Source organism: Dietzia sp., from assembly GCF_036741115.1.
Lineage (GTDB): Bacteria > Actinomycetota > Actinomycetes > Mycobacteriales > Mycobacteriaceae > Dietzia.
In genome coordinates, this window is sequence record NZ_DAINST010000003.1 from 25,666 (window position 1) to 39,235 (window position 13,570).

At 69.2% G+C, this 13,570-nt stretch carries 15 protein-coding genes, 1 tRNA gene and 2 pseudogenes; 8 read left to right on the plus strand and 10 right to left on the minus strand.

Going from position 1 to position 13,570, the window contains the following annotated elements; translation table 11 throughout:
* Positions 1-100 precede the first annotated feature (100 nt).
* Positions 101-1,156: a hydroxymethylglutaryl-CoA reductase gene (locus V7E05_RS00825; RefSeq protein ID WP_333617786.1), complete on the plus strand. Its 1,056-nt coding sequence runs from the start codon at positions 101-103 to the stop codon at positions 1,154-1,156.
* Positions 1,156-2,310, plus strand: a complete 1,155-nt coding sequence (locus V7E05_RS00830; RefSeq protein WP_333617787.1) for a hydroxymethylglutaryl-CoA synthase — start codon at positions 1,156-1,158, stop codon at positions 2,308-2,310. The genes V7E05_RS00825 and V7E05_RS00830 overlap by 1 nt, the downstream gene beginning before the upstream one ends.
* 70 nt (positions 2,311-2,380) lie before the next feature.
* Here V7E05_RS00830 and glfT1 read toward each other — a convergent pair whose 3' ends face one another.
* From glfT1 to wzm, 3 genes are read right to left on the minus strand one after another with little or no spacing between them, the layout of a single operon-like run.
* Complete coding sequence (gene glfT1, locus V7E05_RS00835) at positions 2,381-3,325, minus strand: galactofuranosyltransferase GlfT1 (RefSeq protein ID WP_333617788.1); 945 nt, start codon at positions 3,323-3,325, stop codon at positions 2,381-2,383.
* Positions 3,322-4,221 (minus strand): galactan export ABC transporter ATP-binding subunit Wzt/RfbE, encoded by a 900-nt coding sequence (gene wzt, locus V7E05_RS00840; protein ID WP_333617789.1) that lies wholly within the window; start codon positions 4,219-4,221, stop codon positions 3,322-3,324. Before wzt ends, glfT1 begins: the two co-directional genes overlap by 4 nt.
* Before the next feature lie 49 nt (positions 4,222-4,270).
* Positions 4,271-5,113 carry a galactan export ABC transporter permease subunit Wzm/RfbD gene (gene wzm / locus V7E05_RS00845; RefSeq protein ID WP_333617834.1) on the minus strand — a complete coding sequence of 281 codons (843 nt, stop codon included), beginning with the start codon at positions 5,111-5,113 and terminating at the stop codon, positions 4,271-4,273.
* A 168-nt stretch (positions 5,114-5,281) separates the two neighbouring features.
* Between wzm and V7E05_RS00850 the strand changes: the two genes are divergently transcribed.
* The 4 genes from V7E05_RS00850 to V7E05_RS00865 all read left to right on the plus strand — a co-directional run bounded on the left by V7E05_RS00850 (position 5,282) and on the right by V7E05_RS00865 (position 8,257).
* Positions 5,282-5,767 (plus strand): hypothetical protein, encoded by a 486-nt coding sequence (locus V7E05_RS00850; RefSeq protein ID WP_333617790.1) that lies wholly within the window; start codon positions 5,282-5,284, stop codon positions 5,765-5,767.
* A complete protein-coding gene (locus V7E05_RS00855) occupies positions 5,768-6,073 on the plus strand; it encodes a winged helix-turn-helix domain-containing protein (protein ID WP_333617791.1) in 306 nt (101 codons plus the stop codon).
* Between the two features lie 44 nt (positions 6,074-6,117).
* Positions 6,118-7,452 carry a winged helix-turn-helix domain-containing protein gene (locus tag V7E05_RS00860; protein ID WP_333617792.1) on the plus strand — a complete coding sequence of 445 codons (1,335 nt, stop codon included), beginning with the start codon at positions 6,118-6,120 and terminating at the stop codon, positions 7,450-7,452.
* A 250-nt stretch (positions 7,453-7,702) separates the two neighbouring features.
* Positions 7,703-8,257, plus strand: a complete 555-nt coding sequence (locus V7E05_RS00865) for an FAD-dependent oxidoreductase (protein WP_333617793.1) — start codon at positions 7,703-7,705, stop codon at positions 8,255-8,257.
* Here V7E05_RS00865 and V7E05_RS00870 read toward each other — a convergent pair.
* Positions 8,144-9,181 carry an NAD(P)H-quinone oxidoreductase gene (locus V7E05_RS00870; protein WP_333617794.1) on the minus strand — a complete coding sequence of 346 codons (1,038 nt, stop codon included), beginning with the start codon at positions 9,179-9,181 and terminating at the stop codon, positions 8,144-8,146. The two genes, V7E05_RS00865 and V7E05_RS00870, sit on opposite strands and share 114 nt — an antisense overlap.
* Before the next feature lie 28 nt (positions 9,182-9,209).
* Positions 9,210-10,487 (minus strand): oxygenase MpaB family protein, encoded by a 1,278-nt coding sequence (locus V7E05_RS00875; RefSeq protein ID WP_333617795.1) that lies wholly within the window; start codon positions 10,485-10,487, stop codon positions 9,210-9,212.
* Between the two features lie 157 nt (positions 10,488-10,644).
* Here V7E05_RS00875 and V7E05_RS00880 point away from each other — a divergent pair.
* Positions 10,645-10,730, plus strand: a tRNA-Ser gene (locus tag V7E05_RS00880).
* Positions 10,731-11,402: 672 nt separating this feature from the next.
* Here V7E05_RS00880 and V7E05_RS14250 read toward each other — a convergent pair.
* The 5 genes and pseudogenes from V7E05_RS14250 to V7E05_RS00900 all read right to left on the minus strand — a co-directional run.
* Positions 11,403-11,681 (minus strand): annotated as a pseudogene (locus tag V7E05_RS14250) (ferredoxin); the annotation flags it as partial.
* 95 nt (positions 11,682-11,776) lie between these two features.
* Positions 11,777-11,911 carry an FAD-dependent oxidoreductase gene (locus V7E05_RS14255; protein ID WP_442891559.1) on the minus strand — a complete coding sequence of 45 codons (135 nt, stop codon included), beginning with the start codon at positions 11,909-11,911 and terminating at the stop codon, positions 11,777-11,779.
* 14 nt (positions 11,912-11,925) lie between these two features.
* A pseudogene (locus V7E05_RS00890) lies at positions 11,926-12,222 on the minus strand (FAD-dependent oxidoreductase); the annotation flags it as partial.
* Positions 12,219-12,551: a hypothetical protein gene (locus V7E05_RS00895; RefSeq protein WP_333617797.1), complete on the minus strand. Its 333-nt coding sequence runs from the start codon at positions 12,549-12,551 to the stop codon at positions 12,219-12,221. The gene V7E05_RS00895 and the pseudogene V7E05_RS00890, both read right to left, overlap by 4 nt.
* Positions 12,512-12,832 carry a TetR/AcrR family transcriptional regulator gene (locus V7E05_RS00900; protein WP_333617798.1) on the minus strand — a complete coding sequence of 107 codons (321 nt, stop codon included), beginning with the start codon at positions 12,830-12,832 and terminating at the stop codon, positions 12,512-12,514. Before V7E05_RS00900 ends, V7E05_RS00895 begins: the two co-directional genes overlap by 40 nt.
* Positions 12,833-13,106: 274 nt before the next feature.
* On the opposite strand from V7E05_RS00900, the gene V7E05_RS00905 reads away from it, so the two are divergent.
* A complete protein-coding gene (locus tag V7E05_RS00905) occupies positions 13,107-13,370 on the plus strand; it encodes a hypothetical protein (RefSeq protein WP_333617799.1) in 264 nt (87 codons plus the stop codon).
* Positions 13,371-13,570 lie beyond the last annotated feature (200 nt).

Genomic DNA, 13,570 nt, shown 5'->3' on the forward strand with positions numbered 1-13,570 from the left:
GGGTTTCCTATCCATGCTGTTGCGGTGGGAAACTGGCGGTACGAGAACGTGTGCGGGACGAGATACCGAACGTGGAACGACCACCTAGCAGGAGAACGACGTGAGCGCAGAGCGAGAGACCTATTCCACCGGCGTGCCCACACAGTGGGTCGGGCCCATCCGGGTGAGCGGCAACGCGGTGGAAGGCGAGATCGAGGTTCCTCTCGCGACCTACGAATCTCCGCTGTGGCCGTCCGTCGGGCGCGGCGCCAAAGTATCGCGCCTGGTCGAGGGCGGTATCCGCTGCACCGTACTCGGCGAGCAGATGACCCGTTCGGTGCTGTTCGTGGCGGATGACGGCGCCCATGCCCATCGCGCATGGCAGGCGATCGAAGCGCGGATCGGTGATCTGGAGGATGTCGTGGCGGCCGGGAGCCGGCACGCGAAGCTCAAAGAGGTCCATCCGGAGATCGTCGGGAACCTGCTGTACCTCCGCTTCGCGCTGCTCACCGGGGACGCCTCGGGCCACAACATGGTGACCCTCGCGGCCGACCACCTGATGAGCGAGATCCTCTCGTGGGACCTCGGCCTCGGGTACGGCTCGATCTCGGGGAACTTCTGCACGGATAAGAAGGCCACCGGGGTCAACGGCGTGCTCGGGCGCGGGCGCAACGTGGTCGCGGACATCCTCATCCCACATTCGGTGGTGGAGGAGCGGCTGCGCACCGACGCGCGCGAGTTCGCCGAGCTCGTGGTGCGCAAGAACTACGTGGGTTCGACGATCGCCGGCGCGCTGCGCTCGGCGAACGCGCATTTTGCGAACATGCTGCTCGCGTTCTACACCGCGACCGGGCAGGACGCCGCCAATATCGTCGAGGGCTCGCAGGGCTTTACCTACGCCGAGGCGCGCGAGGACGGGCTCTACTTTTCGTGCACGCTGCCGCACTTGATCGTGGGTACCGTGGGCAACGGCAAGGATCTGCCCGATGTCGAGTACGCGCTGCAGCGCCTCGGCTGCCGAGAGGAGCGGGAACCGGGCGGTAATGCCCGTCGGCTAGCCTCGTTGGTGGCCGCGACCGTCCTCTGCGGAGAACTCTCGCTGCTCGCCGCGCAGACGAACCAGGGCGAACTGATGGCCACCCACAGGAAATTCGAGCGAACCAAGGGGCAGAAGTGATGACGGCGATTGGCATTCACGACATCGAGGTCGCCACGGGACATCACGTCGTCAATTTGACGGAACTGGCCGAGGCCCGCGGGGTTGATCCCAACAAGTACATCAAGGGGCTCGGCCAGGACGAGTTCTCCTTCCCCGCTCCCGATGAGGACGTCGTGACCATGGGCGCCACCGCCGCCCACCGCCTCCTCGAGCGGACCGGCGCCGAGGGGATCCGCACCCTGCTGTTCGCCACCGAGACCGGCGTTGACCAGTCGAAGTCCACTGCGGTGTTCGTGCACAAGCTGCTCGACCTGCCCGGCGAGGTGCGTTCCATCGAGCTCAAGCAGGCGTGCTACTCGGGAACCGGCGCGCTGCAGGCGGCGCTGGGGATCATCGCCCGGAACCCGGGCGAGCGGGTGCTCGTGATCTCCTCGGATATCGCGCGCTACGAGCTCGATTCGCCGGGCGAGCCGACGCAGGGAGCGGGCGCCGTGGCGATGCTCGTGTCCGCCGATCCCGCGCTCGTGGAGATCGAGCCGGCCTCCGGCGTGTTCTCCGAGGACGTCGACGACTTCTGGCGCCCCAACGATTCCTCTACGGCCGTAGTGGACGGCGGGCTGTCCATTACCGCGTATCTCAAGTCGGTGGAGAAGGCGTGGAAGGACCTCGAGCAGCACGGCGGGCCCTCGATCTCCGATGTCGCCGCGTTCGTCTACCACCAGCCCTTCACGAAGATGGCGCGCAAGGCCCAGGCGCACCTCGCGGCCTTTACGGGCACCGAGCTCAACGACGGCGCGCTCGACACCGGCTCCGTCTATAACCGGCGCATGGGCAATTCGTACACGGCGTCGCTGTACAGCGCGCTCACGTCGCTGCTGCACCACGAGGACGGGCTCACCGGGAAGCGCGTCGGGCTTGTCTCGTACGGCTCGGGCAGCGTCGCGGAGATCCTCACGGGGATCGTGCGGGCGGATGATGCCACGCGCCGCGGCTTCCGGGACCGGGTCCTCGGGATGCTCGACTCCCGCGTTCGTCTGTCCGTCCCCGAGTACGAGGGCATGCACGAGAAGGCGATGCCCAGCGCCGAGGACACGGAGACCGCGGCGGTCACCAAGTCGCCGTTCCGCTTCGCCGGTGTGCGTGGGCGCGCGCGCCACTACGAGCGGGCGTAGGGGCGAGGCGCGTCGATGCCCCGCCTGCCGGGCTAGCCGCAGCCGGCGGACCGAGCCGCCCGCGAACTCTCTACCGCCGGAAGTCCTCGCTCGCGCCCCGTCGCTGCAGCTTCGCCCACGTCGCAAGCCCCTTGGGGTCCTTGCGCGACACGAGGAAGTACCAGCCGAAGCGCAGCACCTCTTGCGGCAGTAGCTTCCGCATCCCGGGCTGGCTCAACAGGTAGCCGCGGTTGCGGTACGTAAAGAAGCGCTTGCCCTCGTCGGCGGGGTATTGCGTGTGCATCCGCCCGCCGAGGATCGGCTTGAACTCGTCGGAGCCATTGGGATGTAGGTAGGCCGCCGTCAGGCAGGTACCGAACGAGACGCCCGAGCGCACGAGACGGCGGTGGATCTCCACCTCGTCGCCGCGGATAAAGAGCCGCAGGTCCGGGACGCCCACGCGGAACAGGCAGTCGGCGGTGAACAGCGCACCGTTGAACAGCGAGGCGATCCCGGGTAGCAGTTCGGACGTGTCGACCTCGCCGGACGCATCCGGCTCGAACAGCTCGGAGCGCAGCCGCCGCCACACGAGCCCGCGCCGCAGTGGGAATGCCAACCGGTCCGGATCGTCGATGTCTGCGACCACGGGGGAGACCTCATCGAGGCCGTGCCGCTCGGCACAGCGGACGAGCGTGTCGAGGACGGCGGTGTCCTCGGGACGCCCGTCGTCATCCGCGCACCAGACTCGGTCCGCGCCGAGGGCGAGCGCCTGCAGCATGCCGAGCGCGAAACCGCCGGCGCCGCCGAGGTTGTGCCCGCTGCCGATGTAGGTCGACGGCACGGGCAGCGACTCGACGAGCTCGCGCACGGGCGCCTCGGAAGCGTTGTCGACGACGATCACGTGGTCGACGGGCCGCGTCTGCGAGCACACCAGGCCGAGGGAGCGGCGCAGCGGCTCGAGGCGCTTGTGCGTGACGACAACCGCCACGATCTTCTCGTCCGGCGCGGCGATGGCGTCCTGGGTGGGGTGGCTCATTGGGTGCCGCCCTTGCCAGGCGCGCCGCCGGTGCCGGTTGCGCCGGCGGCGCCGTCTGCGCCGGTCGCGCCGGCGGCCGCCGCCCGCTCCTCTGCGTGGTCCTTCTCCAGCCGGGCGAGGGACTCGCGCACGGCCAGGCCGGCCTCCGGCCCCTCGTAGGCGGTAACGACCTCCTCGATCTCCCCGCTCTGCCGGATCTCGCCGTGGTCGATCCACATCGCCGAGTCGCAGAGCTGCGCGAGGAAATCGTTGGAGTGGGAGGCGAAGACGAGGATGCCCGAGCGCTCGACGAGCTTCTCGAGGCGGATGCGCGCCTTCTTCATGAACTCCGCATCGACGGCGCCGATCCCCTCGTCGAGGAGGAGGATCTCGGGGTCGATGGACGTGACCACGCCCATCGCCAGGCGTACCCGCATGCCTGTGGAATACGTGCGCAGCGGCATCGAGAGGTAGTCGCCGAGTTCGGTGAAATCGGCGATCTCGTCCATCTTCGCGCGCATCTGCTTCCGCGTCTGCCCGAGGAAGAGGCCGCGAATGATGATGTTCTCGTAGCCCGAGATCTCCGGGTCCATGCCCACGCCGAGGTCGAAGACCGGGGCGACGCGCCCGCGGATGTGGGCGGCGCCGCGCGTGGGCTCGTAGATGCCGGAGAGGAGCCGGAGCAGCGTGGATTTGCCGGCGCCGTTGTGCCCTACGAGGCCGATCCTGTCGCCCTCCTTGAGCGAGAGGTTGATGTTCTTGAGTGCCTCGACGACCACGACGTTCGAATCGGTCTTGCCGATCGCGCCGCCGGCGGAGCCGAGCACGGCCTTCTTCAGCGAGCGGGACTTGGCGTCGAAGATGGGGAAATCGACGCACGCATTCTCGCACTCGATCGAGACCTTGGAGCTGACCATGTCGCGGGTACCTTTCTGTGGTCTCTCTTGGATCGTCGGTTCTGGTCGCCTACACCCAGTAGGGGACGCGGGAGCGGAACTGGCGCATGATGACGAGCGCGAAGAGTAGGCCGGCGGCCGTGCAGCCGAGCACGATCCACCAGTGGTAGGCCTCGATGGGCTCGCCGATGAGCGGCGCGCGGATGATCTCGAGGTAGTGGAACAGCGGGTTGATCTCGGCGATGCGCGCCCGCTCTGCCACCTGTCCGCCCTGCTCCTTGAGTGTGGTCGTGGTCCACACGATGGGGGTCATGTAGAAGGCGAGCTGGACCAGCGAATCGAGGAGTGGCGCGACGTCGCGGAAGCGCGTGGCGACGATGCCGAACAGCAGGGCAACCCACACCCCGTTGACGACGAGCAGCGCGAGCGCCGGAAGGGCGAGGAGTACCTCCCAGCCGAGGGCTCGCGGGAACACCACCATGAGGATCACCCAGATGATGACGTTGTGCGCGAGGAACAGCACCTGCTTCCACACGAGCCTGTAGATGTGCACCGACAGCGCGCTGGGGAGCTGCTTGATGAGCCCCTCGTTGGAGATGAAGACCTCCGAGCCCTCCTTGATGCAGCCGGAGATGAACCCCCAGATGATCAGCCCCACCGCGACGTGGGGGAGGAAGTCTCGCAGGTCCATCTGGAAGAGGACCGAGTACAGCACGCCGAGGGCGAGGGCCATGACGCCGGTCGCCACCGTGATCCACAGCGGTCCCAGCGTCGAACGCCGGTAGCGCTGCTTGATGTCCTGCCAGCCGAGGTTGAGCCAGAGTTCGCGCTGGCCGAGGCCGCGGCGGAGGTCTTCGAATGCCCTGCGGAACGTGCGTGAGTCGCTGACCAGCGGGGTCTGGCGCTCGGCCAGGGCCTGCTGCGCGGTATCGGGCGTCGGATCGTTGCTCACGTCGGCAAACCTTACCCGTTGGTGCGGCGAATCCCTGCGCGGCGATTCGTGGAAAGTACTTTCCAATGTGGAAAGTACTTGCGTAGATTCAAAGTCGTTGGGGTGTTGGAAACCGGAAGGGGTAGGGACATGAACGCCGCGCAGTTCTCCGCCGACCACGGCGGGCACATGGACAGGGGTCGCTTCGGCGGTGAGCAACTCGGCAAGGAGGAGGCCGCGCGCTTCCTCGGTTCGGCGGAGGCGACGCCGTCGCTCGCCAAGCGCAGGGACCTTCGTCTCTGGGCGGTCACGGCGACCGTCATCGGGGTGCTCATGGGCGCATGCATCGCACTGGCGCCGCTGTCCGACTGGTTCACGATCGGCTATTGCGTCGTGCTCGTCTCGTTCGTCCTCGTGCAGCGCCGGTATGCGACCGTTGCACCCAAGGGGGTGACGGCGCTCTACAACTCCGCCGTGGCCGTCGCGACCGTCTTCGTGGTGGTGAGCATCTTCGGCCTCGGCGCGATCTTCGGGGGCTACGACAATTCCCCGTTCTGGGCGAGCTTCCTCGGTGGAGTGCTCGTGGCGTCGCCGATGCTCACGGTGGCCGCCGTCATCCAGAGGAGGGCCGTGTAAATGGCGACGGGAAGCCATGCGCGCCACCGGCTCGACGACGTGATCCACTCGCCGGTGCGGCTGTCCATCGTCGCCTCGCTCAACACCGTGGAGGAGGCCGACTTCGCCACGGTCCGCGATGCCGTCGAGGTAAGTGACTCGACGCTGTCCAAGCAGGTCTCGGCGCTGGAAAAGGCCGGGTACGTCCGGGTCAAAAAGGGCTTCGTGGGCAAGCGCCCGCGGACGCGGTTGTCGCTGACCAAGGAAGGCGTCGCCGCGTTCCACCGGCACCTCGAGGCGCTGCGGGCGATTGCCGAGGGCGGGTAGGCGGAGCGGGTCGAATGTCCTGGCGCTCGCCTACGGTGGTCGGCATGGGTGATGTCCGGAGTGCAAATGTCGACGGAGGAGCGACGCCCGGGTCGTCGGGCCAGCGCCCGGAGGTCCGCTTGTCTGCGGACGAGGCGCGGCGGATCGCCCTGCGCGCCCAGGGATTCCTCGGTGCGCCCGATCGCCGCGCGGGTGTCCGCGGGGTGCTGCGCTCGCTCGGCGCCGTGCAGCTCGACACGATCTCCGTACTCGCGCGATCCCACGAGCTCGTCCCGTATGCGCGCCTCGGGGCCGTCGGCCGCGAGCGGGTCGACGCCGCCTACTGGGGAGGCGAGCCCGCCGGGGGCGCCGGTGCCGCTTCGCTCGCTGGAGCTACCGGGTCCGCTAGGGCCGCTGCGCCGCACTCCTTCGAATACTGGTCCCACGCCGCATGCATCCTCCCCATCGAGGAATGGCCGTTGTTCGCGTTCCGTCGGCGTGCGCACCGCGAGCGCACCATGTGGGGTCGAGGGGTCTCGGAGGGCGCGTACCACGAGATGCTCACCCAGCTCCGCGACCGTGGCCCGCTCACCTCGACCGAGCTCGGCGGCGCCAAGCGCTCGGCCGAGTGGTGGGACTGGAGCGAGACCAAGATCGCCGTCGAGGCCGCGCTGGCCAAGGGCGATGTCGTGTGCACCACGCGCCACGGCTGGAAGCGCGTGTACGACCTCGCTGAGCGCGCCGTCCCCGCCGAGCTCCGCTCGCTGGACCTTTCCGATGCCGAGTGCCACCGCACTCTCGTCGAGCAGGCGGGTATCGCGATGGGCGTCGCCACGCGCTCGGACCTCGCCGACTACCACCGGCTCCGCGGTGCCGACGTCGAGGCGGTCGTCGGGGACACGCGCCTCGTTCCGGTCGAGGTGGAGGGCTGGGGCGCCGGCGGCCGGGGCACCGGCGACCGCGGCGATGTCGCCCAGGCGTGGGCGGATCCGGCCGCCCTCGAATCCGCGCCACGCGGGCGCCACCGCACCACGCTGCTCTCGCCGTTCGATTCCCTCATCTGGCACCGCCCGCGCACCGCGCGGATCTTCGATTTCACGCACCGCCTCGAGGCGTACACGCCCCGCACAAAGCGGGTGCACGGCTACTTCGCGATGCCGATCCTCGCGGGCGGAAAGCTCGTCGGGCGGATCGATCCCGCGCGGGACGGCGACACGCTCGTGGCCCGGCAGATCTCGCTGTTCGGCGTCAGGCATGCGGCGAAGGCCGCCGAGGCGCTGCGCGAAGCAGCCTCGTGGGTGGGCGCGGCGGACGTCCGGATCGATCGTTGTGACGACCCTCGAATCGCCGATGCCCTGCGCGGCGAGCTGGCGGCCACCGTGTCGCACGGCCAGAACTAGCTACGTGACAACCGATGTGACGCGAACCGGGGGATTCGAGGCCTGTCGAGATCCTCGTGCGGGCGGCGAAGAGGTGGGCACGTCCGCCGTCATCCTCGCTACGGGTGTCTGCGACGAGCTGCCAGGCATTCCCGGGATCGCCGAGGCGCGGGGCGGGCGCATCGCCAACTGCCCGTTTTGCCACGGCCACTAGTTCGCGGGGCAGCGGATTGGGCTCCTCGGCGCCACGCTCGCCACGCACCAGGCGATTATGCTCGGGCCGATCGCGTCGGACCTCGTGGTGTTAACGGAGGGCGAGGGCGTTCCGGACTCCTTGTGTGGTAACGGAAACGAGTTCGTCGAAGCCTCCGTGGAGGAGGTTCGGGAGGATGACGGCGGCCTGACGATCGTCACCTCGGACGGCGCTGACACCGAGGTCGCCGGTCTGTTCCTCGTGTCGCAGATGCGCCAGCACGCGCCTTTCGTCGCCGAGCTCGGGCGCGAGCTGGGGCTCGAGATCACGGAGGCGGGCTTCGTGAGCATCGACGAGCGCGGGCGTACCTCGGTAGCCGGAATCTATGTCGCCGGCGACATGGCCGTGGGGCCGAACCTGCCGATGCCGATGTCCAGCGTGGGCAATGCGATCGGCGGCGGGCGCGACGAGCGTCGCCGATGCGCTCATGCCCCTCTAGGGGCGCCTCGCGCGAACCCCCTACGCCTCGAGCAGCAGCTTCCCGTGCGACTCGCCGGACTCGAGCCGCGCGAGCGCGGCCCCGGCCTCGGCCAGCGGGAAGCGCTCGGAGACCTGCGTCCGAATCGCGCCTGAGGAGATCAGCGGCCACACGTTCTCCACGACCTGCCGGCAGATCTCGCCCTTCCCCGAAGTCCCGGCGACAGGGCGCCGGCGCAGGTTCGTGGCGAATACGCCGGTTCGCTTGCCGAGCATCGACGTGATGTCGAGCTCCGCCTTGCTCCCGCCCTGCATGCCGATAATCACGAGCCGCCCGTCCTCGCCGAGCGCCGCGATGTTCTGCTCGAGGTACTTCGCACCCATCACGTCGAGGATCACGTCGACGCCCGGCTCGCCCGACGGTTCGGACCACGAGGCGACAGCCTCGACGAAATCGGATTCGCGGTAGTCGATCGCCAGCGCCGCGCCGAGCTCCCGGCAGCGCGCCACCTTCTCGGCCGAACCGGCGGTCGCGAGCACATCGACGTCGAATGCCGCGGCGAGCTGGATCGCGAACGACCCGATGCCGCCGGTCCCGCCGTGGACGAGGAGCCGCGGCTTCCGCCCGGTCCAGGGGCGCGCACGGAGGTCCGCCGTCATAAAGAGGTTCGACCACACGGTGCACGCGACCTCCGGCAAGGAGGCGGCCTCGTCGAGCGGTACGCCGTCCGGCACGGGCATGACCTGCGCCGCGGGCACGGCGACGCGGGTCGCGTAGCCGCCGCCGGCGAGGAGGGCGCACACCTCGGCGCCGAGGGCGAGGTGCGGCTGGTCCCACTCGGGGCCGTCCGCGACGTTCGCGCCGAGCTCGACGATCCGGCCCGAGCACTCGAGGCCGATGGTCTCCGGGGCGCCGTCGGGCGGCGGGTATAGGCCGTGGGATTGGAGGAGGTCGGCGCGGTTGACGGCGGAGGCCACGGTCTCGATGACGACCTCGTCGGGCCCCGGAACCGGGTCGGGGATCTCGTCGAATGCAAGGCCTGCGGGGCCGGAATCCCCGCGCGCGGTGATGGCGTACATGGGCCCCAAACTACGCCCGCCGCACCGTCTATGCCGCCCGGGTCGACGGCGCCGCCGAGGCCCCGATGTCCGTGCCCTCGCCGCCAGTGATTCTGACGTAGAAGCGCCACTGCGCCCGCCCGCCGGCGATCGCGCTTCGCCGCCGTCGCTCGGGACTCGACAGCGCGTACGCACTCCGCGCGGCGTTGATCGGCAGCCGCAGCGCGGGGTACCAGGGGAGTAAGGCGGCGGGCAGGCCGAGGCGGCGCATCATCGACGGGCCGAGGAAGGTCGCCGCCATCGAGAGATGCTGCTGCCGTGCGATCCGTCGGCGCACCGCTTCGAAGCGCCCGAAGCGCCACTCGAGTGGGGTGTCGCCGAGCGGCGCGGCGAGGAGTGCGCTCGATTCGTCCGGCTCGGACTGCGCGGTGACCAGGAGGCAGAGCAGGCGGATGGAGTCGCGGAAATCGTGCGGGAGGAACTCGTCGCGCACGCCCATGAGCGTGCCCACGTATCGCGTGAAGTGGGCGACCGCGTCGAGCTCGCGCGGCGTGCACACCACGCCCATGGTGAGCGCGCCCGCGGCCGGGGTGATGAGCGCGCCGGCCAGCGTGGCGCCCATGTCCGTCTGGTTGATGGGCGTGCCCCAGCTGCCGGAATCCCAGTCCGGCATGGCCGCGACACTGCGCCGCACGACCGCGTGGATGAGGCGTACATGCGCCGTCGAGGAGAATCCCGGCGCCCACGGATCGAGCCCGCCCTCCCCGGTGAGGTCGAGCGCCCATCGCATGGTCTCCGCGAAACGCTGGTTGGCGCCCTTCTCGAGCGCGCCGGTGCGGACCAGCGTCTTGTTGAGGTCGGAGAACTGATATCCGCCCATGAGCGACACGTCGCGCGCGAAGTACATGCCGTCGCTGCCGCCGCGGCGCAGCGCCCGTGCGCCGATCGCGAGTTTCTCCCGGTCGAGCCAGTCGGGCTCCGCCTCGAGCTGCTCGAGTGCCGTGGCAACTTCTGCAAAGCGTCTGACGTCGGAGGTTGCCCCACTGGCCAGGGCCGCGTGGATTTCCCCGCGCTGGGGGCCCGTCGCTTCGGTGTGCATCCACTCGGCGAGGCGGTCGAAAACCGGATCGCCGAGGTTCATGAAGTCGCCGACCCGGCGCCACTCCTCGGCGCTCGGGGCGCCGATTCGCCACAGCGCGGCCATCGCGCGGAATGGGCCTGACGGCTTCTCGGGTTCCAGCCGGAAGCGGGAGGGCGGGGTTTTCTGCGTGCTGTGGGGCTCGCGCAGTTCGCCCGTCTCGGGCAATTCGTTCGGCTCGTTCGTCATGGCGAACACTTCCTCTGCAGGCGGGGCCCACGGCCCCGTGGTGGGGCTGTGCGCATATCGTGTCACATATATTTGAGGCCGACAAGGGCGTGCCGTGGGGATTTCGCGGCCGCCCTACGTGTGCCGATAGGATTGCAGCGCACGCCAGGGCGTGCGAGGAAGTGTGGCAGAGCGGCCGAATGCACTCGCCTTGAAAGCGAGCGTCCCTAACCCGGACCGGGGGTTCAAATCCCTCCACTTCCGCAATACGAAGGACCTGGCAGGGGCGTTCGCCATGGCTGGCGCCAAAGTCCGCCGTCAGGACGTGGCGATGCCGAATTGCTCGGCGGTCGAGGTCACCTTGTGGCGGGAGCGGTCGTGCTGCAGGCCGACCGTCCGCTCGTGGGCGTCGAGGCGCCGCCACGCGTCGACGCCGAGCGGGGTGACGCCGCGGTCGACCAGCGCGGCGTCCAGGCGGTCCACGGGAGCCTGTTCGGTGGTCAGCACGCCGCCACGCAAATCCTCGATGAGGCTCGCGACGGTCTCCGCGGCGCAGAAGCGGTTGGTGCCGATCGTTCCGGTCGCCCCGCGCTTGATCCATCCCGTCGCATATGTGCCCTGCACTGGCGCCGAGTCCCGTGCGGGCAACACCCGTCCGGCGCTCGTGGAGAACCGCCCGGCATCGCTGTCGAAGGGCAGCCCGGGGATCGGTTCGCCGCGATGGCCGGTCGCGCGCAGGATGAGTGACGCGGGGATGCCCTCCGGGGAGTCCGAAGGTGAGGCTGGCGACTTCACCCGAAGTGCCGTCGCATGGGAATCGCCGAGCACGGCCGTAGGCGCAGTGTGGAAACGGAACGTGAGACGTTTCTCGTCGCCGCGAGCTCGGCGGCTCAGTTCGGCGAACGGGCCAGGAAGCGATGCGGGATCGCCGGCCCCTTCGACCCCGATGGAGACGCCGCGCAGGTGCCCGAGCGCGCGTAGTTCCGGCTCGGTGCAGGCGGCGTGCTCGGGCCCGCGTCGGCCGAGGATGAGCACCTCCTCGATGGAGCTGCGGCGCAGCGCTTCCAGAGCGTGACGGGCGATGTCGGTGCCGGCCAGCTCGTCCGGATCGGTGAGCTGGATGCGGGCCGCATCGAGGGCGACGTTCCCGTTGCCGATGATCACGGCGCGTCGTCCGGACAAGTCGAAGCGTGTGTCCGCGCCGCGGTATTCCGGTTCGTCCGGGCGTGGATGGATCGCGTCGACAGGGCAGACGTCGACGCACGACTTGTCGTTGCAGCAATTCTGGGTGATGACATGGGCCATGGTGATCAGACCTCCACCGCGGCGCGGGATAGTTCGGGATCGAGCACGTCAAGCGCTCGGGCGGCGCTCTGGGCTGCGCCTTCCATCGTCGAAGGCCAGTCGGTCCGGGTCCATTCGCCCGCCAGCACGAGGTTGGGCACGGACGTCGCCTGCCGGGGCGATAGGTGTACGCCTTGCCCTCGCGTGTCCTGGTCCCCAGCGGGGCGAAATGCATGTGGTGTCGAGTGCCGATGCTGTCGAGGTAGCGGTAGAGCTCGGCGTAGGCCCGGATCATGATGTGCTGACCGTTGTCGGCAAGGTCGTCCACCTGCGGCACCGAGATCGCGTGCGTTCGCCTTCCCACTGCGCCTCTGCGTTCGAGCAGCGTGACGCGGCAACCGGACTCGGCCAGCCACACCGCAGATGCGAGACCCGCGATGCCGCCACCGATCACGACGACGTGGGGGCTCACAGCGCGCCCTCCGTCCGGAGTTCCACAGCCAGAAGCGCTTCGACGATGGTTTCGGCCTGCCGCGCGATTCGTTCCCGTGGGTATTCGGCTGGGGCGTTGACGTGCAGCCGGACGAGGTCCTCGAGCACCAGATGCACCAATCGCGCCGAGAGTTCGAGGTCGTCCACCTGCGGGTGCCCGGCCTCGAGGGCAACTCTGACGTCGCCCCGCGCCGTCGCTCTGCCCAGCGTGATTCGGTCGTAGAGCTCGATCGGTCTGCCCTGGGAAGGGGTGAGCAGAATCTGCCAGCTCAGCGGCGCCGACGCCGTCGCGTCCACCATCGCGGACACGGCGGCGATCGCGGCTCGCCGGCCGTCCCCGTGGCCGTATCCATCCCGGTCATAGCCCGATTAAGGCCCTCGAGCGCCGCGTCGGTCTCGCGGTCGATCAGGCTCGTCAACAGTCCGTGCAGCCCGCCGAACAGTTTGTAGAGCATGGGGCGCGAGATGCCGGCATCGCGCTCCGCGATGTCGAGAGTCACCGCGTTGAAACCCTGCGCCAACACGAGGGCCCTGGCGGTATCGAGGACGTGGTTCTGCCTGTCGGTCCGCGACATTCTCTCGTCGGCCACGCGAGTTCCGTTTCCATAGGTGACAACTTGTCACCTACGCGAGTACGGCATTCGGGTCGGCCGCGTTCGCGCTTTGTCCGATTCGCTCGGGGCTCTGTTCTTCCGTGGCGTCGCATGGTCCGCCTCGACGTGCGGAGGGTAACGGGACTGAGGTGCCGGGCGATGTGCACAGTGCTGGCAATGGGCGATTCCGGTCGCGCGCCACCACCCGATTCCGCCGGGCTGTTCCCCGTCCAGCGACGCCCTGGTCGACCGCTCAACGAGGAGTCTCCAAATGAAGAACACCGCCCGCCGCGCCGTGACGATCGCCGCCGTGGCCACCCTCCCGCTTTTCGCTGCCTCCGGGGTCGCCGAGGCCCAGACCGATACCGAGGCCCCCGCGCTGGGCTCGATCCCCAGCGAGGTCACCGGCCCGTTGATGCCCGTGCTCGCGCCCGTGGCGCAGAGCGTCGGTCAGCCGCTGGTGCTGTCGGGGATCCTGCTCTTCGGGAGCTATTGCGCCATCGCCGAGATTTCGAACCCCTTTGCCTGCGCGTAGCCCGAAGAGGCGCGCCTCCGCATCCCGGGGCCGCGCCCCGGGCACGGGCTCACGACTTCGGCCGGATCCACAGCGACGGCCGTGCGGACGTGCGCGCCTCGCCCGCGCCGGCATGGCCACGCGAGACGCCCGAGGCGTGTGAGCCGCCCGCACTGCCCACGCTCTCCTCTGCAGAGACCGCGATCGGCCACCCATAGACC

Bases quoted from the DNA above. Each gene is read 5' to 3' on its own strand.
- V7E05_RS00850 (WP_333617790.1), top strand. From the start codon at position 5,282: ATGAACGCCGCGCAGTTCTCCGCCGACCACGGCGGGCACATGGACAGG.
- V7E05_RS00860 (WP_333617792.1), top strand. From the start codon at position 6,118: ATGGGTGATGTCCGGAGTGCAAATGTCGACGGAGGAGCGACGCCCGGG.
- V7E05_RS00830 (WP_333617787.1), top strand. From the start codon at position 1,156: ATGACGGCGATTGGCATTCACGACATCGAGGTCGCCACGGGACATCAC.
- glfT1 (WP_333617788.1), bottom strand. From the start codon at position 3,325: ATGAGCCACCCCACCCAGGACGCCATCGCCGCGCCGGACGAGAAGATC.
- wzt (WP_333617789.1), bottom strand. From the start codon at position 4,221: ATGGTCAGCTCCAAGGTCTCGATCGAGTGCGAGAATGCGTGCGTCGAT.
- V7E05_RS00865 (WP_333617793.1), top strand. From the start codon at position 7,703: ATGCTCGGGCCGATCGCGTCGGACCTCGTGGTGTTAACGGAGGGCGAG.
- V7E05_RS00905 (WP_333617799.1), top strand. From the start codon at position 13,107: ATGAAGAACACCGCCCGCCGCGCCGTGACGATCGCCGCCGTGGCCACC.
- V7E05_RS00855 (WP_333617791.1), top strand. From the start codon at position 5,768: ATGGCGACGGGAAGCCATGCGCGCCACCGGCTCGACGACGTGATCCAC.
- V7E05_RS00870 (WP_333617794.1), bottom strand. From the start codon at position 9,181: ATGTACGCCATCACCGCGCGCGGGGATTCCGGCCCCGCAGGCCTTGCA.
- V7E05_RS00875 (WP_333617795.1), bottom strand. From the start codon at position 10,487: ATGACGAACGAGCCGAACGAATTGCCCGAGACGGGCGAACTGCGCGAG.